Origin of the sequence: Stenotrophomonas bentonitica (assembly GCF_013185915.1) — a bacterium.
GTDB classification, from domain to species: Bacteria; Pseudomonadota; Gammaproteobacteria; order Xanthomonadales; family Xanthomonadaceae; genus Stenotrophomonas; species Stenotrophomonas bentonitica.
The window spans coordinates 1948031-1967869 of sequence record NZ_JAAZUH010000001.1; the positions used below are offsets into that span (position 1 = coordinate 1948031).

The 19839-nt window shown below is 69.0% G+C and carries 19 protein-coding genes; 12 read left to right on the forward strand and 7 right to left on the reverse strand.

Going from position 1 to position 19839, the window contains the following annotated elements; translation table 11 throughout:
* Nucleotides 1-24: 24 nt before the first annotated feature.
* Nucleotides 25-1083 carry a CDP-glycerol glycerophosphotransferase family protein gene (locus HGB51_RS08555; RefSeq protein ID WP_070207590.1) on the reverse strand — a complete coding sequence of 353 codons (1059 nt, stop codon included), beginning with the start codon at nucleotides 1081-1083 and terminating at the stop codon, nucleotides 25-27.
* Between HGB51_RS08555 and HGB51_RS08560 the strand changes: the two genes are divergently transcribed.
* Both HGB51_RS08560 and HGB51_RS08565 read left to right on the forward strand, forming a co-directional pair.
* Nucleotides 1082-1900 (forward strand): glycosyltransferase family 2 protein, encoded by an 819-nt coding sequence (locus tag HGB51_RS08560; protein WP_070207591.1) that lies wholly within the window; start codon nucleotides 1082-1084, stop codon nucleotides 1898-1900. The two genes, HGB51_RS08555 and HGB51_RS08560, sit on opposite strands and share 2 nt — an antisense overlap.
* A 13-nt stretch (nucleotides 1901-1913) precedes the next feature.
* Nucleotides 1914-3050: a glycosyltransferase gene (locus HGB51_RS08565; RefSeq protein ID WP_070207592.1), complete on the forward strand. Its 1137-nt coding sequence runs from the start codon at nucleotides 1914-1916 to the stop codon at nucleotides 3048-3050.
* Here the strand turns inward: HGB51_RS08565 and HGB51_RS08570 are convergent.
* The 5 genes from HGB51_RS08570 to def form a co-directional block, all read right to left on the reverse strand.
* The gene (locus HGB51_RS08570) at nucleotides 3036-4325 is read right to left on the reverse strand and encodes an O-antigen ligase family protein (protein ID WP_256123599.1); all 1290 of its coding nucleotides are present in this window, start codon (nucleotides 4323-4325) and stop codon (nucleotides 3036-3038) included. The genes HGB51_RS08565 and HGB51_RS08570 overlap by 15 nt on opposite strands.
* Before the next feature lie 70 nt (nucleotides 4326-4395).
* Nucleotides 4396-6120 (reverse strand): ArnT family glycosyltransferase, encoded by a 1725-nt coding sequence (locus HGB51_RS08575; protein ID WP_070207593.1) that lies wholly within the window; start codon nucleotides 6118-6120, stop codon nucleotides 4396-4398.
* Between the two features lie 24 nt (nucleotides 6121-6144).
* On the reverse strand, nucleotides 6145-7485 hold the full coding sequence (gene rsmB, locus HGB51_RS08580; protein ID WP_070207594.1) for a 16S rRNA (cytosine(967)-C(5))-methyltransferase RsmB: 1341 nt from the start codon (nucleotides 7483-7485) through the stop codon (nucleotides 6145-6147).
* Between the two features lies 1 nt (nucleotide 7486).
* Entirely contained in the window at nucleotides 7487-8410 is a 924-nt protein-coding gene (fmt, locus tag HGB51_RS08585; RefSeq protein WP_070207595.1) for a methionyl-tRNA formyltransferase, read from the reverse strand.
* Nucleotides 8411-8509: 99 nt separating this feature from the next.
* Entirely contained in the window at nucleotides 8510-9022 is a 513-nt protein-coding gene (gene def, locus HGB51_RS08590; RefSeq protein WP_070207596.1) for a peptide deformylase, read from the reverse strand.
* Between the two features lie 125 nt (nucleotides 9023-9147).
* Between def and HGB51_RS08595 the strand changes: the two genes are divergently transcribed.
* The 9 genes from HGB51_RS08595 to HGB51_RS08635 all read left to right on the forward strand — a co-directional run bounded on the left by HGB51_RS08595 (nucleotide 9148) and on the right by HGB51_RS08635 (nucleotide 18687).
* Entirely contained in the window at nucleotides 9148-10281 is a 1134-nt protein-coding gene (locus HGB51_RS08595; RefSeq protein ID WP_070207597.1) for a LysM peptidoglycan-binding domain-containing protein, read from the forward strand.
* Nucleotides 10282-10352: 71 nt separating this feature from the next.
* A complete protein-coding gene (dprA, locus tag HGB51_RS08600; protein ID WP_070207598.1) occupies nucleotides 10353-11492 on the forward strand; it encodes a DNA-processing protein DprA in 1140 nt (379 codons plus the stop codon).
* 42 nt (nucleotides 11493-11534) lie between these two features.
* Nucleotides 11535-12008, forward strand: coding sequence for a DUF494 family protein (locus tag HGB51_RS08605; protein WP_070207599.1), 474 nt, complete (start codon nucleotides 11535-11537; stop codon nucleotides 12006-12008).
* Between the two features lie 39 nt (nucleotides 12009-12047).
* Nucleotides 12048-12824 carry a pilin gene (locus HGB51_RS20465; protein WP_070207600.1) on the forward strand — a complete coding sequence of 259 codons (777 nt, stop codon included), beginning with the start codon at nucleotides 12048-12050 and terminating at the stop codon, nucleotides 12822-12824.
* Nucleotides 12825-12870: 46 nt separating this feature from the next.
* On the forward strand, nucleotides 12871-13779 hold the full coding sequence (locus HGB51_RS08615; RefSeq protein WP_070207601.1) for an RDD family protein: 909 nt from the start codon (nucleotides 12871-12873) through the stop codon (nucleotides 13777-13779).
* 189 nt (nucleotides 13780-13968) lie between these two features.
* The gene (locus HGB51_RS08620) at nucleotides 13969-16467 is read left to right on the forward strand and encodes a DNA topoisomerase I (protein WP_070207602.1); all 2499 of its coding nucleotides are present in this window, start codon (nucleotides 13969-13971) and stop codon (nucleotides 16465-16467) included.
* A gap of 12 nt (nucleotides 16468-16479) precedes the next feature.
* Nucleotides 16480-17040 (forward strand): L-threonylcarbamoyladenylate synthase type 1 TsaC, encoded by a 561-nt coding sequence (gene tsaC, locus HGB51_RS08625; protein WP_070207603.1) that lies wholly within the window; start codon nucleotides 16480-16482, stop codon nucleotides 17038-17040.
* A gap of 48 nt (nucleotides 17041-17088) precedes the next feature.
* Nucleotides 17089-17910, forward strand: a complete 822-nt coding sequence (locus HGB51_RS08630; protein WP_070207604.1) for a DUF4124 domain-containing protein — start codon at nucleotides 17089-17091, stop codon at nucleotides 17908-17910.
* Between the two features lie 33 nt (nucleotides 17911-17943).
* Complete coding sequence (locus tag HGB51_RS08635; RefSeq protein ID WP_070207605.1) at nucleotides 17944-18687, forward strand: DUF4124 domain-containing protein; 744 nt, start codon at nucleotides 17944-17946, stop codon at nucleotides 18685-18687.
* Between the two features lie 2 nt (nucleotides 18688-18689).
* Here the strand turns inward: HGB51_RS08635 and HGB51_RS08640 are convergent, their stop codons facing one another.
* Complete coding sequence (locus HGB51_RS08640) at nucleotides 18690-19466, reverse strand: SDR family oxidoreductase (protein WP_070207606.1); 777 nt, start codon at nucleotides 19464-19466, stop codon at nucleotides 18690-18692.
* Between the two features lie 139 nt (nucleotides 19467-19605).
* Here HGB51_RS08640 and HGB51_RS08645 point away from each other — a divergent pair, with 139 nt between their 5' ends.
* A complete protein-coding gene (locus HGB51_RS08645) occupies nucleotides 19606-19815 on the forward strand; it encodes a hypothetical protein (protein ID WP_070207607.1) in 210 nt (69 codons plus the stop codon).
* Nucleotides 19816-19839: the final 24 nt, after the last annotated feature.

The window sequence follows — 19839 nt, forward strand, 5'->3', positions numbered from 1 at the left end:
TACGCAGCCACGCAGGGCGTGGCTCTACCGGCGTGAGGGGCCCCAATATCCCAGGTCCTTTCGGATCTGCAGCCCGCGCGTCCACGCGCCGAACGGCTTGCGCTTGAGCACCCCCATTTCGCCTGAGAGGAAATCCTCGGTCGCGGCGATGACGCGCTCGCTGGAGCGCCCATCGCGCCACGGGTGGATGTCGTCGGCATAGCGCCTGATCTCGGCCATCAACACCGGCTCCGGATGCAGCGCGCGCGCAAGCATGGCCGGCAGCTGCGACGGGTCGTCGAAATCGATCATGTGCGGCTGCGGTACCCGGTTGCGGAAGGTCACCACCGGTTTGTGCTGGACCACGAACTCGGACACGATCGACGAGGTGTCCGACACCAGCACGTCGGCGGCACGCTGCGCGGCCATGACCTGCTCGGGCTCGATGAACGCCGCGTTCGGACCGGCCAGCGCGCGATACCGGGCGAACAGCTCCGGCGGGCACTTGGGGTGCAGGGTCAGCAGCCAGTAGTGGGCGCCCCCGGCAATGTCGGCGGCAATCTGTTCGAACAGGTGCGGGGCGGCGCTGAGGCGCTCGGTGAAGGTCGACCCGAACAGGATCACCGGCCGGCCCTGCGCCGGTGCGCGCAGGGCGGCGCTGGCGTCGGCATCGTCCAGGAACAGCGGGTCCAGCTTCGGCCAGCCGGTCTCGGCCACCGCGAAGTGGCCTTCGCGCGCGGCCAGCTCCCGGAACGGCGCGGTGGTCGCCGGCCCCTGCGTGCAGTACAGGTCGAACAACCCGCGCACCCGGAAGTGGCCACGCGCACTGTCGCGCTTCTGTACATTGAAGCCGTGGAAGACCTGCACCTTGGCCCCGGCGATGAACGGCGGCACCCAGTTGGCCGCGCTGAACACCGCCCGTGGGCGCAGCGCCAGCGCCTGCTGCAGGCCGATATCCGGCACGCCCGGGAGGCTGGCCCCGGCCGCGCCGTCGGTGAACCATGCCGACACCGATTGGCCGGACGCGTGCAACGCCTGGGCCAACGGGGCGAGAATAGGCAGCGCATAGCGCTCCGTCGCAAACAGCAGGTACTCGGCCATCATGTCCTCCACGACCGCTCCCGTTGAACGGCCTCGCATTTCGGCCTGCATTATCGCGTTCAATGAGGCAGACCGCATCGGCGACTGCCTGGCCTCGCTGGCCTTCTGCGACGAGGTGATCGTCGTGGACTCGTATTCCACCGATGCCACCGTGGCCCTGGCCACGGCCGCCGGGGCGCGGGTGCTGCAGCGACCGTTCGACGGCTTCCGCAGCCAGAAGGCGTTCTGCGTGGAGCAGGCCACGCACGACTGGGTGCTGTGCCTGGACGCCGACGAGCGGGTCAGCGACACCCTGCGCGAGGCGATCCAGGCAGCCCAGGCCAGCGGCTTCACCGGCCACCATGGCTACCGTTTCGCACGCCTGTCCGAGTACTTCGGCAAGTTCCTGCGCCACGGCAATGCCTACCCGGACCGGGTGCTGCGCCTGTTCGACCGCCGCCATGGCGGCTGGCGCGGCAAGCGCGAGATCCACGAAGCGGCCAGCGTCGACGGCAGCGTCGGCACCCTGCGCGGCGACCTCATCCACTACCCCTACCGTTCGCTGGAACAGCAGCTGGCCAAGACCCAGCGCTACGCGCGGATGATGGCCGAACACGAATTCGCCCGCGGCAAGCGCGCCACCCTGGCCAAGCTGGTGCTGGCACCCGCGTGGCGGTTCTGGCGCGGGCTGCTGCTGCGCGGCGGCTTCCGCGACGGCTGGCACGGGCTGGTGTACGCCTACGTGCGGGCCAACTACGTGCGCCAGAAGACCATCATGCTGTGGATGCTGCAGCACGGGCAGCCGGTGGCCGACCCGCCGCGCGGCGGCGACGCCCCCTGAACCGAAGGCCCCGATGAAGATCCTCTACACCAACTTCCACGCCGGCGATGGAGGTGGCCACACCACCTACCTCGCGTCACTGGCCCGCGCCCTGTCGCCCCGCCACCAGCTGTTCATGGCGGCGCCGGCCGACAGTCGGGTGCTGCGCGTGGTCCGCGAGGAGCGCATTGCCGAACCGGTGGAGATCGCCTTCAGCAGTGGCCTGCCCACGCTGGGACGGCAATGGGCCGACCTGCGCACCCTGCGCCGGTTGATCGTCACCCAGGGCATCGACATCGTGCACGCCAACGGCGCGCGCGACCACCGCGTGGCGATGGAGGCGGTGGCCGGCCTGTCGCGGCGACCGAAGCTGGTGTTCACCAAGCACAACAGCAAGCCCAGCAACACGCTGGGCAACGCGGCGCGCGCCCGCTGGGGCACCGACCGGGTGATCGCCGTGTCCGCGCACACCCGCCAGATGCTGCTCGACAGTCCCTACCGCCACTGCCCGATCGACGTGGTCCGCAACGGCGTGGACCTGCAGCGCTTCTCGCCGGTCGGCCCCGGCGAAGGCGCCGCGCTGCGCGCGCGCTGGACGACCGACCCCGAAGCGCTGGTGCTGGTCAGCAACGCCGGCACCGACGACCACAAGGGCTGGATCGACCTGGCGCGCGCCATCGCCACCCTGCCCGCACCGATCCGCAGCAAGGTGCACATGGCGGTGGCCGGGCGCGATCCGGACCCGCAGCTGGTCGCTGAAGTGGCACGGCTGGGGGTTGCCGCGCAGGTGCATTTCGCCGGCCTGCTCGAAGACATCCGGCCGTTCGTGGCCAGTGGCGACGCAGGCTTCGTGCTGTCCTGGGACGTCGAAACCATCTCCTTCGCCTGCCGCGAAATGATGGCGATGGGCAAACCGGTGATGGTCAGCGACTATGCGGGCCTGCCGGAGAACATCACCCACGGCGAGGATGGCTGGATCGTGCCGGTGCGGAACGTTGCGGCGATCGCCGCGCAGGTGGAAGCGCTGTACGCCCTGCGCGGCACCTTGCCGGCGGTAGGCCAGGCGGCGCGCGCGCGCGCCGAGCGGGACTTCGGGCTGGAGACCTTCAGCCGACTGACCGAAGCCAGCTACGCCGCCGTGCTGGGCGAGGCCGCGTCAGCCGTTCGCTGAGCGCAGCCGCAGTGGGTCGGAAAGGGCCAGGAAGCAGGCCATCCAGGTGGCATAGAACGAGGCGGTGCGCATGTCGCGGAACATCATTTCGGTGATCCCGAACACGGCGAAGCCCACGCAGATCATCAGGCCCGCGCCGGCGAACAGGCGCGTGGGTCGGTCGGTCATGTCCAGCCGCAGGCGGCGCGCGAACAGCCAGCCGGGCGCGATGTACAGCAGCACCAGCCCCAGCCCGCCCAGCACGCCGTAGGTGGCCAGGAAGTACAGCAGGTCGTTATGGGTTTCGCCGAAATCACGCGCGACCGTCGGCGTGACCTGCTTGGCGTCGGCCAGCTTGGCCAGCTCTTCGCGGAAGCGGTCGCCGCCGCCAACGCCGAATACCGGCTCGCTGCGGATCATGTGCCCGGCCGCGCTCCACAGCTGCAGGCGGATGCACACCGAGGTATCGGACAAGTGCGCCACCTGGCACTGATCGAACTCGCTCACGCCCAGGTGGATGCGCTGGCGCATCGATGCATCGCTGGCCACGATCAGGCCGGCCACGCCCAGCAGCAGCGCCGCTGCCAGCAGCTTCAGGCGGTTCATGCGCCGGCCCTGCACCAGCATGGCGATGAACAGGAAAAAGGGAATCGCCAACAGCCCACCCCGGGTCTGTGTGGCCAGGAACGCCGCGACGCCGGCGATGCCGCTGACCAGCTTCAGGGCGAACTCGATCCGGCGGAAACGGGTGATGCGCAGGCCCAGCAGCAGGAACGCGATCATCGAGAACAGCAGGGTCAGGTCTCCGTAGGTCACCGCATTGAACTGCCGGGTGGCCGGCCGTTCACCCGTGCTCAGCACCAGCCAGGCCACGTTGATGACCGCATACCAGATCCCACCGAGCAGGCCGAGCGTAGCGTGGGCAAGGATGTGGCGCGGCACCCGCAGCGCGGCGGCCAGGATCAGCCCCACGGTAAGGAAACGCACGGCCTTCTCGACTTCGGACCCTTTCCAGATCCCATGCACCACCAGGCTGGTGAGCACCCCCACCAGCAGCACCGCCATGCCCGCCACCATCCACAGGTATTCGCGGCGGTTGTCGCACCAGATCGTGCCGTGGGCCGGCCGGCGCACCCAGGCCAGCACGATGAAGCTGAGCAGTACCAGCCCGTAGTAGCCCGCGCTGCCGCCGTCCATGGTCGACATCAGCAGCACCGGCGAAAGGCCGAGTGCCATGGTGAACACCCAGGCCAATGCGGGGTGGATGCCGGCGGGACGGGAAAGCGCGTGGTTCACGTTCAGGGCTACTCGGGCGGAGCGGTCGGCATTGTGGCGGATAGGTCGGGAATGATCCATGAGCGTGCGGCTAGTCCTCGCCGTCTTCCTTGCCCTGCTCGCGCCGGATCCTGGCCAGGTCCACGGCGCTGGGCAGGCAGGGCCCGACGAAGGCGTGTGCCGGCACCAGCCACCAGCCACGCCGGTTGGCCACGCCGATCCGCTCGGCCTGGTCGCGGTCCACGCATTCCAGCAGTGCCGCCTGCTGCACGAGCAGCCAGCGCCGCTCGGGCGCTTCGGCCTGCCAGGCGACGCCGTCCTGCAACTGCCGGTACCAGCGCCGCTTGAAGCCGAAGGTGCGCACGGGGCGGTCGGACATGAGCAGGTTCTGCTCCTTCCAGCCCACCAGCCCCAGCTCGGCGTCGGGGCCGATCCGTTCGCCCACCTCGCGCATCAGCCCGCGCGCGGAGCTGGAATCGTTGAACAACGGGTACCCCACCAGCCCGTAGGCGACCCAGGCCATCGCCAGGATCGACATCACGGCCAGGTGGAAGCGGCGCGGCCCGCTGAACAACAGGCTGACCACGCCCCAGCTGCCCAGCGCGATGCCGACCCAGCCGAGTGCGGCGGTCACCGACGCATCGATTCCCCGCTCCAGGATCAGCCGGCGCTCGAAGCCAGGCTCGCCGCCCAGCATCGCCACGCCCACGCCCAGCAGCGCCACGGTCAGCAGCGCGGCAAACCCGCCCAGCACCCACTGCACGTCACGCCTGCGCAGCAGGCCCGGCAGCAGCGGTGCCAGCGCCAGGCAGAAGATCGGCAACGCCGGCAGGATGTAGACGTCGCGCTTGCCGTGCGGAATCGAGAAGAACAGCACGATGAGCAACCACCAGCCCAGCAGCAGCAGGTAGCGCGGGTCGCGCCGGCGCAGTCGCCGCCACCAGGCTGGAATGGCCCAGGGCACCAGCAGGAAGGCCGGGACCCACATCGACGGCATGGTGGCCAGGAAGTACCACCACGGCTGGTGGTGGTCCCAGGACTGCGCGTAGCGCTTGGCCGTCTGCCGGAACAGGATGTCGTTCATGTACGCGCGGTACTCGACCTGGCCACTGGCGGTAGCGGCCAGCACCATCGGCACCAGCCACAGCGCCACGGCCGCAGCGAACGCCACCGGACCCAGCCAGAACCGCCAGTTGCGCAGGTCCAGCCGTACCCGCGGCCATCCCAGCGCCACCGCGACCAGCGCCGGCACCAGCATGAACAGCGCCAGCACCCCGACGCCCTTGGTGATCACGCCCAGCCCGGCCGCGAACCAGCCCAGCCACCACCAGCGCCAGGCCGGACCGCACAGCAGATGGCGCAGCAGTCCATAGTTGGCGAGGGTGATGAAGAACACCACCAGCGGGTCGATCTGGGCCTTCTTGGCCTGGAAGGTGAAGTGGACCGCGAACAGCAGCGCCCAGGCGGCGTACAGGCCGACCTTGCGGGTCCACAGGCGGCGACCGAGGTCGTACACGCAGGCCAGGGTGCCCAGCGCTGCCAACAGGGTGGGCAGCAGGAACGCCACCCGCCAGTCGCGCAGCAGCGTGTACAGGGTAGCCTGCAGCCACATCAGCATCGGTGGCTTGTCGGAGTACAGCTCGGTACCACGGTGCGGGAACAGCCAGTCCCCGCTCAGCACCATCTGCTTGGCCACCAGTGCGAAGCGCGGCTCGTCCGACGGCCACGGGTCCCGCATGCCCAACCCCGCCCCCAGTACCAGCAGGGCGGTGATGGCGAGCAACCAGAAGTCCCTCGATTGGCGTGTCGTCAGCATGGTGCCGATTCTACCGGTGCCGTGTTACCCCTTTTTCAGCAGGCGCGCATAAAAGAAGCCATCGGCACCGTGTTCGCCCGGCAGGCGCTGGCGCCCGGCCCAGGAATCATGACCGTAAGCGTCACCCAGTGGCAGGAATCCCGCGCGCGGCGTGCGCTGCAGGAACGCCTCGACCTGGAACTGGTTTTCTTCTCGCAGGATCGAACATGTCGCGTACAACAGGGTGCCACCGGGGGCGAGCATGCCGAAACAGGCGTCGAGCAGGCGTGCCTGCAGCGCGACCAGGGTCGGGATGTCGGTAGCACGGCGGTGCAGCAGCACGTCCGGCTGACGGCGGATGATGCCGGTCGCCGAGCACGGCGCATCGAGCAGGATCACATCGAACGGCTCGCCGTCCCACCAGCTGGCCGGGTCGGTGGCATCGGCCGCCCGGACCTGGGCGTGTTCGCCCACGCCGGTGCGGGCGAAGGTCTCGCTGATCCGCTTGAGCCGGCGCGGGTCGATGTCCAGTGCCAGCAGGCGCAGGCTGGGATCGCGCTCGAGCAGGTGTGCGGACTTGCCGCCCGGTGCGGCGCAGGCATCCAGCACGCGCGCGCCGGGGCGCGGCGCCAGGGCGTCGGCCACCTGCTGTGCGGAGAGGTCCTGCACCGACAGCGCGCCGTCGCTGAAGCCCGGCAGTGCGGTCACCGCCACCGGCACCGGCAGGCGGATCGCATCGGCGGCCAGGTCGGTGGCTTCTGCCGCGATGCCGGCCGCTTCCAGGCGCTGCAGCATCGCCGCGCGGTCGCCCTGCTGGCGGTTTACCCGCAGCCACAGCGGCGCCGGGGTGAGGCTTTCGCTGAAGATCGCCTCGGCCTGGTCGGGCCAGTCCTGTTCGATCTGCTCGGCCAGCCACTTCGGGAAGGCGTCGCGTGCCGGCACGGCCGGAATGCCATCACGCTGGGCCCGGCGCAGCAGGGCGTTGACCATGCCGGCCTGGCGCTCGCGACCCAGCGCGCGCGCGGCCTCGACCGTGGCCGAGAGCGCGGCGTGCGCCGGCAGGTCCAGCGCATCCAGCTGCGCGAAGCCGACCAGCAGCAGCGCGCGCAGCTCTTCGTCGCGCGCCCCCAGCGGACGCTGCATCCATTTCGCCAGTGCCGCGTCGTACGCGGTACGCCGGCGCAGCACGGCAAAGCACAGCGCTTCGAGCAGCGCGCGGTCGCGGCTGTCGTCCAGGCTGGGCAATGCAGTGGTGAGTTCGGCCTTGAGCGACCGGCCACGGCCGATCACCTGGGCCAGCACGCGCGCGGCCAGCACGCGGGTCGGAACGCCCGGGGCCATCGAAGACAGCTGCGGGGACGGTTTGCCCTGGCGGGGATGTGCCATCTCAGCCCCCTACGACCAGGTCGCGCCGCGCGTTGAGGTAATCGGCGGCGGTGATCGCCTTGCCGCCCTCACGCTGCAGCACGCGCAGGCGCAGCGCGCCTTGGCCGCAGGCGATGTCGATGCCCTCGCGGCCGACCGCCAGCAGGGTGCCCGGCGCCTTGCCCTGGTTGTCGGCCAGCGCCAGCGCACCGTGGATGCGCACGCGCTCGCCGGCCAGCTGGGCTTCGGCGATCGGCCACGGGTTGAACGCGCGCACGGTCCGTTCCAGCACCTGCGCATCGTCGGACCAGTCCAGCCGCGCCTCGGCCTTGTCCAGCTTGTGCGCGTAGGTCACGCCCTGCGCCGGCTGCGGCTGCGCGATCGGCTTGAGGCCGGCACGCAGCAGGCCCAGGCCGTCGGACAGCACCTGCGCGCCGAGTTCGGCAAGGCGGTCGTGCAACGACCCGCCGAGCTCGCCGGCCTGGATCGGGGTGTGCTGGCGCAGCAGCACCGGGCCGGTGTCCAGCCCGGCCTCCATCTGCATCAGGCACACGCCGGTTTCGGCGTCGCCGGCCTGGATCGCGCGCTGGATCGGCGCGGCGCCGCGCCAGCGCGGCAGCAGCGAGGCGTGCACGTTCCAGCAGCCATGGGTGGGGATGGCCAGCACGGCCTTGGGCAGGATCAGCCCGTAGGCCACCACCACCATCAGGTCCGGCTGCAGGTCGCGCAGCTGCTGCTGGGCCTCCGGCGTCTTCAGCGATTCGGGCTGGAACACCGGAATGCCCCGGGCGATGGCCTCCAGCTTCACCGGCGAGGGCATCAGCCCACGTCCGCGGCCGGCCGGGCGGTCCGGCTGGGTGTACACGCCCACCACCTCATGGTGGCGCGCGGCAGCGCGCAGCGACGACACGGCGAACTCAGGCGTACCGGCAAAGACGATCTTCATGGCGTTCCCACTTGCAGAAAGAAAAACGGCGCCGGAGGTCGGCGCCGAACAACCGGTCGCGGGGCGCGGGCTGGCCGCGCCGCCACGTCCGTGGCCAGGTCAGGCAACGTGCTTGCGCTGCTTGGCCAGCTTCTTGCGGACCATCTCGCGCTTGAGCGGCGAGAGGTAGTCGATGAACAGCTTGCCGTCCAGGTGGTCCATCTCATGCTGCACGCAGACGGCCAGCAGGCCGTCGGTGGTCAGCTCCTGGGCCACGCCCTGGCGGTCCAGGAAGCGCACGGTGATGCTGTCGGCGCGGGTCACGTCGGCGAAGATCCCGGGGACCGACAGGCAGCCCTCCTGGTAGACCTTGCCGCCTTCGCTGGCGGCGATCTCCGGGTTGATGAAGACCAGCGGGGTGTTCTTCTCCTCGCTGACGTCGATCACCATGAAGCGCTTGTGGACGTCGACCTGGGACGCGGCCAGGCCGATGCCCGGTGCCTCGTACATGGTCTGGAACATGTTGTCGATCAGTTCCTGGAAGGCCGGGGTGGTCACCTCGGCGGCGTCGATCCGCGCGGCCTTGGTGCGCAGGCGCGGGTCCGGGAACTCAAGAATGGGCAGGAGAGCCATGGCAAATACCGTTTGGGGGCGCCCTTAAAGCGGCGTACGTCGCAATTCTATCGCCAACGCTTGCCTTGCGCCCCGGTTTCTGGACTATAGTGCTCGAACCTGTTGGGGAATCAGGCACCACACCTATGTTTGAAAAGACACGTACGGTCGTCGCCGTCGCGATGCTGACCGTCGCTACCTATGCTACCGCCGTTGAAGTGAATGGCGGGCACCCGGAAACCTATGTCGTCCAGAAGGGCGATACCTTGTGGGACATTTCCGCGCGCTTCCTTAAAAAGCCGTGGTTGTGGCCGGAAATCTGGCAGGCCAACCCGCAGGTCAAGAACCCGCACCTGATCTACCCGGGCGACGTCCTGAGCCTGGCCTATCTGGACCGCGTCGTGGCCCAGCCCGGCCCGCGCCAGGAAGCGCCGATCAACGCGATCCCGCTCAGCGAGGTCGAGCCCTTCCTGAAGCAGCTCAGCGTGGTCGATGAGATCGCCTCGCTGCCGGACGTGGTCGGCCTGGAAGACAACCGCCTCCGCGCCACCACGGGCCAGGTGGCCTACGTGCGCGGCCTGGACGGCGCCCAGGTGGGCCAGCGCTGGGCCGTGGTCCGCCCGACCGTGCGCTTCTCGCTGCCCAAGCCCACCGAGGACCTGACCGCCCATGGCAGGGTCACCCCCGGCAGCGGCAACCTGTGGGCGAACTTCGTGGCTGAACCGAGCAAGCGCCGCGAGGTGCTGGGCTACGAACTGGCCCAGCTCAACGTGGGTACCGTGACCAAGCTGCCGGACGGCCGCTCGGACGTGACCACGCTGTCGCTGCAGGGCCGGGTCGACGGCCGTGAAGTCCGCGCCGGCGATCGCTTGATCCCGGTCGAAGCCAACCCGTACGACCTGCAGTTCGTGCCCCATGCGCCTGCTGCCCAGACCGAAGGCCTGGACATGCGGGTGCTGGCGGTGACGGACATGTTCAGCGCCGGTGGCCCGCGCGATGTCATCGCGATCTCGGCCGGCAGCGCCGATGGCATCGACAACGGCACCGTGGTCTCGCTGTGGCGCCAGGGGCGGCATGTCGCCGACCGCAAGAAGTACCCGGGCTCCTCGCGCATGGACGACTCGCTCACCGACGGTGCCGGCCGGATTTCGCTGCCGGACGAGTACGCCGCCCATGCGATGGTGTTCCGCACCTTCGACAAGGTCAGCTACGCACTGGTGATGCAGGGCGTGAAGCCGGTGCTGGTCGGTTACTCGGCCAAGCATCCTGACGCGCAATAACCGAAAAACCTGACGCACCAACACGACGGCGCCCGAGGGCGCCGTCGTCGTCTGCGGGCTAGCCTGACCCGATGCCCCAGACGCCCCCGTGTTCCACCGAGGCGCTGCTGCGCCTGGTCCTGGCCGGCGGCGCGATCGGCCCGCGCCGCACGCTGCTTACCCGCTTCGAGACACCCGCCGACGCCCTGCGCAGCGGCCCGGCGGCGTGGCGCGCCGCCGGATGCAGTGCCGAACAGCGGGCCCGGTTGGCCCTGCCCGAGCGCGAGGCGCTTGCCCTCGGGCTGCGCTGGCTGGAACAGCCCGGCCGACACCTGCTGCCGGCCGGCGACCCCGACTATCCGACCCTGCTGGCTGAACTGGACACCCCGCCACTCGCGCTTTTCATCCACGGCGACCCGGCGGCGCTGTGGCATCCGGGCGTGGCCGTGGTGGGCAGCCGAACCCCGTCCCCCACCGGCGGGGAGCTGGCGGCGGAATTTGCCACCGCACTGGCCCGCAGCGGCCTGGCGGTGGTCAGCGGGCTGGCGGCCGGGGTCGATGCGCGCGCCCACCGGGGCGCATTGGAGGTCAGCGACGGGCGCACCGTCGCCGTGGTGGCCACCGGCCTGGACCTGGCCTTCCCGCCGCGCAATACCGCCCTGCAGGCCTGCATTGCCGAGCGCGGCGCGGTGGTCAGCGAGTACCCGCCGGGGACGGCAGCGCGTCCCGGGCAGTTTCCCGCCCGCAACCGGATCGTGGCCGGGCTGTCGCTGGGTACGCTGGTCATCGAGGCGGCGCTGCGCTCGGGCGCGCTGATCACCGCGCGCCTGGCCGCCGAGGCCGGGCGCGAGGTGTTCGCCCTGCCCGGTTCGGTGCGCAACCCCCGGGCCCGGGGCTGCCACCGGCTGATCCGCGACGGCGCGCAGCTGGTGGAAACGCCCGCAGAGGTGGTTGCCGGCCTCAGCGGGGCGGCGGCACAACTCGGTCAGGCCTTGCGTTCCCGCCTGGCAGCCCCCACTGAACAGGCACGGCCCACGGTGCCCACCCCCTCCCCCGCTCTTCCACCCGACTACCAGCGCTTGTGGAAAGTCCTGGATGAAAACCCAACGGGTATGGATTTATTGATCCAGCGCAGCGGATTGACGGCGACGCAGCTGTCGGCCATGCTGCTGATCATGGAACTGGATGGAAAGGTGGTTGCCACCCATGGCCGCTACTGTAGAAAACCCTAGTTTCTTCACCTCCACAGCGTCGTTGACGCAGGCCGAGGGGCAATGAAAGAGAGCATTCTGGACGTCCTGCTGTACCTGTTTGAACACTACTTCAGCGAAGACGCGGACATCGTCCGCGATCGCGATACCCTCCAGAACAGCCTGATACAGGCCGGCTTCAGCCCCACCGAGATCAACAAGGCCTTCGACTGGCTCGACGCCCTCGCCGAGCAGCGCCCGGCCGTGAGCGTGGCCCGGGTCGACGGCCCGGTCCGCATTTTCCATGGCCCGGAGCTGGACAAGCTCGACGTGGAAGGCCGCGGGTTCCTGATGTTCCTGGAACAGCACGGCATCCTGGACGCCAACCAGCGCGAGCTGGTGCTCGACCGCGCCATGGCCCTGGACCAGGACGATCTGGACCTGGACGACCTGAAGTGGGTGGTGCTGATGGTGCTGTTCAACCAGCCCGGCGCCGAAGCCGCCTACGCCTGGATGGAAACCCAGATGTTTGTGGACGAGCCGGAACCGCTTCACTGACCGTACACTGGGTGCTTCGCGCATTCAGGGGAATGGAAAGTGAGCCAGTGGTTCTATGCAGAAGGGAATCGTCAGCAGCGTGGTCCGCTGACATCTGAAGAGTTGGTTGCGAAGTACACGTCCGGCGAGGTTGCGCTGGACTCCCTCGTCTGGCGTGACGGGCTGCCCCAGTGGCAGCCCCTGCGCAGCGTGGCTGACGAACTGGGCCTGGTGATCGCACCGCCGCCCATGGCCGGACCGGACCTGGGCGGCCCACAGCTGGAGCCCGTCGTGCCCAGCCCGCCGCGCATTCCTGGATTCGACTCGCCGTCACCGTCGCCGTCGCCGCACGCCGCCGTGCCGGGCCCGGCGCCGTCCTACGTGCGTACCGCACCGCCGCCGAAGAAGACCTCCGGCTGCCTGGTCATCGGCCTGGTGGTGGGCGTGGGCTTCCTGGTGGTGATGGGCATCCTCGCCGCCATCGCCATTCCTGCCTACAACGACTATCTGCACCGCGCCAAAGTGGCCAATGCGGTCGGCATCGTGTCGCAGTTGAAGTACCAGGTGAACGAGTTCGCCCTGAACACCGAGCGCTGCCCGGTCAACGACGACGACGGCTTCAAGAGCCCGAGCTCCTACGCCGCCGATTACGTCGGCGCGGTGCGGATCGGCCGCTTCGGCGAAGACAAGTGCGGCATCGAGATGGAATTCTCGGTGCCCGGCAAGCGTGCGCTGGATGGCAAGATGCTGTGGTTCGAGTACGACATGCAGAGCCAGGAGTGGACCTGCAGCAGCGATCTCGATGCCAAGTACGCACCGGCGCAGTGCCGCGGCTGAGCCGCGACTTCATGATTACGGATGAATCCAGAAGGGGAAGTACGCAATGACTGAGTGGTATTACGCCGATGGCCAGGAGCGCCAGGGTCCGTTGATGGCCGAAGACCTCCGCCAACGCTTCCAGCGCGGGGAGATCAGCCTCACCACGCTGGTCTGGCGCGAAGGCTATGCCGCGTGGAAGCCGGTGTCCGAAGCGGTGGAGGAACTGCAGCTGCAGAACCTGACCAGCGCGACCGACAACCTGGGCAGCGGTTTCGACCTGCGCGGGGACTACACCGCCATCGACAACGGCACCGCCCCGCTCCCGGGCACCGGGGGCGGCACCTACTCCCCGTACTCCGCGCCCGGCGCCACCGGCAGCTACGGCGCGACCGTGGTCAGTGGCGGCGAGGTGGTCTATGCCGGCTTCTGGAAGCGCTATGCCGCGTACTTCCTGGACTCGATCGTGGTCGGCATCATCAACATCCCGGTCAGCCTCATTTTCAACCTGATCGGCGCGGCCAGCGGCAACGAAACCCTGGCCGTGGCGCTCAGCCTGGTGGCGATGCTGGGCGGCTTCGTGATCGGCATCGGCTACTACGCCGGCTTCCACGCCTCGCGCGGCGGCGCCACCCTGGGCAAGATGGCGGTGGGCATCAAGGTGGTGCGCAGCGACGGCGAGCGGATCACCTTCATGCGCGGCGTGGGTCGCTACTTCGGGTTCATCCTGAGCAGCCTGACCCTGTTCATCGGCTTCATCATGGCCGCCTTCACCGAGCGCAAGCAGGCCCTGCACGACATGCTGTGCGACACCCTGGTGGTGGACAAGTGGGCGTTCACCGAAAACGCCGAGTTCCAGGAGCGCGGGCTGGGCACCGTGACGATCGTGATCCTGGTCATCAGCGGCATCCTGACCGTGATCAGCATCGGGCTGGTGATCGCCATGTTCGGGGTCATCGCCTCGTCCATGTCCTGACCGGCCCTCACACCGGGCCGCTTGACACGGGCGGCCCCGGCGTGATTCCTCTAGCAGGCGCAAAACCTGAACGCCCGGCGCATAACCGGGCGTTCAGCTTATGGAATTCGACGGCTGCCCTTCACTAATGCGGCCTTTTGCTCCACCCTAGCGCCCTCCCCCGGGCCGCTGCCCACAGAAATCAACGACATGCCCAAGCACCTGCTCATCGTCGAATCGCCCGCCAAGGCCAAGACGATCAACAAATACCTCGGCAAGGACTTCACCGTCCTGGCCTCGTATGGGCATGTGCGCGACCTGGTCCCCAAGGAAGGCGCGGTCGACCCCGACAACAATTTCGCGATGCGCTACGACCTGATCGACAAGAACGAGAAGCATGTCGACGCCATCGCCAAGGCCGCCAAGGGCGCCGACGACATCTTCCTGGCCACCGACCCGGACCGCGAGGGTGAGGCGATCAGCTGGCACATCGCCGAAATCCTGAAGGAACGCGGCCTGGTCAAGGACAAGCCGATGCAGCGGGTGGTCTTCACCGAGATCACCCCGCGCGCGATCAAGGAGGCCATGAACCAGCCGCGCGCCATCGCCAGCGACCTGGTCGACGCCCAGCAGGCCCGCCGCGCGCTGGACTACCTGGTCGGCTTCAACCTGTCCCCGGTGCTGTGGCGCAAGGTCCAGCGCGGCCTGTCCGCCGGCCGCGTGCAGAGCCCGGCGCTGCGCATGATCGTCGAGCGCGAGGAGGAGATCGAAGCCTTCATCGCCCGCGAGTACTGGAGCATCGACGCCGCCTGCGCGCATCCCTCGCAGCACTTCAATGCCCGCCTGATCAAGCTGGATGGGCAGAAGTTCGAACAGTTCACCGTAACCGACGGCGACACCGCCGAGGCCGCGCGCCTGCGCATCCAGCAGGCCGCGCAGGGCATGCTGCATGTCACCGACGTGGCCAGCAAGGAGCGCAAGCGCCGCCCGGCCGCCCCGTTCACCACCTCCACCCTGCAGCAGGAAGCTTCGCGCAAGCTCGGCTTCACCACCCGCAAGACCATGCAGGTGGCGCAGAAGCTGTATGAAGGCGTGGCCATCGGCGACGAAGGCACGGTCGGCCTGATCTCCTACATGCGTACCGACTCGGTCAGCCTGTCGCAGGACGCACTGGCCGAGATCCGCGACGTGATCGCCCGCGACTACGGCATTGCCGCGTTGCCGGACAAGCCCAACACCTACCAGACCAAGTCCAAGAACGCACAGGAAGCGCACGAAGCGGTGCGTCCGACCGCTGCGCTGCGCACCCCGGCATCGGTGGCGCGTTACCTGACCGACGACGAGCGCAAGCTGTACGAACTGATCTGGAAGCGTGCGGTGGCCAGCCAGATGATTCCGGCCACGCTCAACACCGTCAGCGTCGACCTTTCCGCCGGCAGCGAGCATGTGTTCCGCGCCAGCGGCACCACCGTGGTGGTGCCCGGCTTCCTCGCGGTCTATGAGGAAGGCAAGGACACCAAGAGCGCCGAGGACGACGACGAAGGCCGCAAGCTGCCGGCGATGCAGCCGGGCGACCGCGTGCCGCTGGACCGCATCCTCGCCGAACAGCACTTCACCCAGCCGCCGCCGCGCTTCACCGAAGCGGCGCTGGTCAAGGCGCTGGAAGAGTATGGCATCGGCCGTCCGTCGACCTATTCGTCGATCATCCAGACCCTGCTGTTCCGCAAGTACGTGGAAATGGAAGGCCGCAGCTTCCGCCCGTCCGATGTCGGCCGCGCGGTGTCCAAGTTCCTGTCCAGCCACTTCACCCAGTACGTGGACTACGACTTCACCGCCAAGCTCGAAGACGAGCTCGACGCGGTGTCGCGTGGCGAAGAAGACTGGATCCCGTTGATGGCCCGCTTCTGGGACCCGTTCAACAAGCTGGTGGAAGAGAAGAAGGAATCGGTCGACCGCGCCGAGGCCAGTGGCGCGCGCGAGCTCGGCACCGACCCCAAGACCGGCAAGCCGGTCAGCGTGCGCCTGGGCCGGTTCGGGCCGTATGCGGCGATCGGCAGTACTGCCGAGGACGCCGAGGAGAAGCCGAAGTTCGCCTCGCTGCGCCCCGGCCAGTCGATGCACACCATCAGCCTGGAAGACGCGCTGGAGCTGTTCCTGATGCCGCGCGCCCTGGGTGAAGACAAGGGCGAAGACGTCAGCGTGGGCATCGGTCGTTTCGGTCCGTTCGCCAAGCGCGGCAGCACCTACGCCTCGCTGAAGAAGGAAGACGATCCCTACACCATCGATCTGGCCCGCGCCGTGTTCCTGATCGAAGAGAAGGAAGAGATCGCGCGCAACCGGATCATCAAGGAATTCGACGGCAGCGATATCCAGGTCCTCAACGGTCGCTTCGGCCCGTACCTGAGCGACGGCAAGATGAACGGCAAGATCCCCAAGGATCGCGAACCGGCTTCGCTGACCCTGGCCGAAGTGCAGCAGCTCATGGAAGAAACCGGCAAGCCGGTGCGCAAGGGCTTCGGCAAGAAGGCCGCCAAGAAGGTCGTGGCCAAGAAGGCTGCAGTGAAGAAAGAGCCGGCGGTGAAGAAGGCGACAGTGAAGAAGGCCGCCGCGAAGAAGGCACCGGCCAAGAAGGCAGCCAAGAAGGCGACGGCAAAGAAGGCCGCCACCAAGAAGGCGGCAACCAAAAAGGCCGTCGCCAAGAAGGCTTGATGTGCCGCGCCCATGAGTGAGCTCACCTTCGACTCGGCCGTCTCCACCCTGCATGCCGGCGGGGTGATCGCCTACCCCACCGAAGCGGTGTGGGGCCTTGGCTGCGACCCGGCCAGCGAAGCCGCGGTCTTGAAGCTGCTGGACCTCAAGCAGCGCCCGGTCGAGAAGGGCATGATCCTGGTCGCCGCCGACCTGGCCCAGCTGGACGGCTGGGTCCGGGTCGATGCCCTGCCCGCCGACCGCCGGGCCGAAGTGCTGGCCAGCTGGCCCGGCGCGCACACCTGGATCCTGCCGGCGGGCCCGCGTGCACCGCGCTGGATCACCGGCGAACACACCGGCATTGCGGTGCGGATCAGCGCACATCCCCTGGTGGCCGCGCTGTGCCGTGCCTGGGGCGGACCGCTGGTGTCGACCAGCGCCAACCTGGCCGGCCACCCGCCGGCACGCACCCGCGCCGAGCTGGATCCCGCACTGCTGGCCCTGCTGGACGGCCTGGTCGACGGCGCCACCGGTGGCCTGGCCCAGCCCACCCCGATCCGCGACGCACTCACCGGGCAGGTGCTGCGCACCTGAGCTGCGGCGTTGTTTACGCGTGCACAGGCAAGGCCGCACACTGCGGCCATGCGCCCATCCCCTGCCCTCTGGTTGTTGCTCCTGCTGCCCGGTGTCGCCGCTCCGCTGGCGGCCCAGGACAGCAGCGTGCGCGTGTACCGCTGCGTGGGCAGCAACGGCGCGGTGTCGCTGCAGGACGCGCCGTGCCGTGACGGCCGCCAGGAAGTGCGCGAGATGCAGCGCCCGCGCGACCCGGCACCGCAGGTGGTGCGCAGCGACCGCGCGCCCTCGACGCCGCCACCTGCCGCGCCGGAACGCGAAGTGCGCTACGTACACGTACAGCCGCCGCAGCCGATGTACGAATGCATCCGCGACGACGGCAGCCGCTATACCAGCGAAACCAGCGAGGGCAATCCGCGCTGGGTGCCGGTGTGGACCAGCGCCTGGTTGCCCGGTCGCGGACCGGGCGGCATTCGACCCGGACCTGGCCCGGGCCCGGGTCCAGGCCCTGGTCCCCGCCCGGATCCCCGTCCGCTTCCGCCTGTCGCACCGATGGGCAGCGGTTCGATCACCTCCAGCGGTGGTTCGCTGACCGTGCAGGGCGGTGGCTCGCGTGGCGGCGGCAGTTTCACCGTGGGCAGCGGCAGCACCCAGTGGCACACCGAAGGTTCGGCCTACCCGGGCACCTACCATGACGTGGTGGTCCCGGCTGGCAATGTGCTGGTGCGCGACCAGTGCCATCCCCTGCCGGCCAGCGAAGTGTGTTCGATCCTCAGCGACCGCCGCTGGGAGCTGGTGCGCCGTTACAACAGCGCGCTGCAGGGCGAACGCGACGCGATCAGCCGCGAACAGCGCGGCGTGGACGCGCGGCTCGACCGCGACTGCCGATAGGGCGGCCGGCCGCGTGCGTTGTATCCTGCGCGGATGAAACCCTGGTGGCTCCTGTTGCTGTGCGTGGCCTCGTCGGCAATGGCCGACGACGCAATCGTGTTCCGCTGTACCGACGCCGATGGCAACAGCACCGTGCAGGGCACGCCGTGCCCGGCCGGCAGCCACCAGGTCATCCAGCGCATGAACGCGGCGCCGTCGCGTGCCGAAGTGTCGGTGTCCAGCAGCATTACGCCGCCCGCAGCGGCTCCACCGCCGGTGCCACCCGCGGCAAGCGCCCCGCCGGCGGCGGGCGACGCGCCCGCTGCGGTACCCGCCTTTGTGCCCGGCAAGGCCCGGCCGGTCGAGCGCATCATTTCAGAAGCCTACGAAGTGCCCACCGGCACCGCGATCCTCGACACCGCCAACCTGCCCAAGCCCGGAGACGATGCAACCGCAGCGGCCACGGACAAGCCGCCGCTGCCGGAGATCTACCAGTGCCAGGCACAGGACGGTGGCCGCTACCTGCATGAGCGCGAGCCCGCGCCGCCGCATTGCCAGCTGCTGTCGGTCACCGCCCTGGGCGGGGCGACGCCGGTCAATGCCGCCAGCTGCGAGGTGATCCGCGACGCGTGCGAGCCGATACCCGAAGACCAGCGCTGCAACGCGTGGCAGCAGCGCTTCCGCGACGCACGCGGCCGCGAGCGGTTCGCTTCGCCGGACAATTCGGCTGCCGCTGCGGCCGAGCGGACCCGCCTGCAGGCGGTGCTGGCCGAATCGAGCTGCGCGGTCCCCGGTTGACGTTAAAACCCGTAACGAAGGAACCCACCGTCCACCGCGATGCATTCGCCGGTGACATAGCTGGCCGCAGGCAGGCACAGGAAGCCCACCGCAGCGGCCACTTCTTCCGGCTCGCCGATGCGCCGCATCGGGGTACGGTCGATGACCTGCTCGTAATAGTCCGGATCGGACAGCGGCCCGGAGGTGCGGCGGGTGCGGATGTACCAGGGCGCTACCGCGTTGACCCGGATGCCGTCTTCAGCCCACTCCACCGCCAGGTTGCGCGTCATCTGGTGCATGGCGGCCTTGGTCATGCCGTACACCGCGCCGCTGCGCACGTGGGTGAGGCCCGACACGCTGCCCACGTTGACGATCGCCGAGGCGGCATGGCGCGCCAGCAACGGGTGCGCGTAACGCGACAGCTCGAAGGCCGAGAACAGGTTGGTTTCGAAGATGCCGCGCCATTCGTCTTCGGTGTACTCGGTGGCCGCCTTGGTGACGTTGCCGCCGGCATTGTTGATCAGCAGGTGCAGGCCGTCGCTGTGGTCTTCCACCCAGTCGAGGATCTCGCGGCGGTCCTCGTCGTCGGAGACATCGGCGGCAAGCCCATGGATCTCACGGTCGGGGTACGCGTCGGCCAGCTCGTCGCGGGCCATCTCCAGCGCATCGGCGTCGCGCCCGACAATCAGCAGGTCGGCACCGAATCCCAGCAGTTCGTGCGCGATCGCCAGGCCGATGCCGGCACTGGCACCGGTGATCAATGCGGTCTGTCCATCCAGTCGCCAACGATGCGCGCTCACCTGCTTCTCCTGCCTTGGGGCCACGCCCCGGATCGAGCGGGCAGGATAGCCCGCACGCCGGTGCAGCGCACCCCGTCACACACGCGCGGGCGCAGCGGTGCGACACTGCGCGTTCCTGGGCTCGCCCCGCGAGGTTGCCATGTTGATCCGTATCGCCCTGCCGCTGCTTGGCCTGCTGGTGCTGAGCGGCTGCAACCGCCCGGTTCCGCGGGATCCCGACAAGCGTCCCGAACCGCAGGCCACCGCCCTGCGCGACGCCGTGCAGGGGCCGCTGGACAAGGCCAAGGCTGCCCGCGAAACGCTGGAAAAGGCCCCCGACACCCGCGCCGCGGATGACACCACGCCCTGAAAAAAAACCCGGCGAATGCCGGGT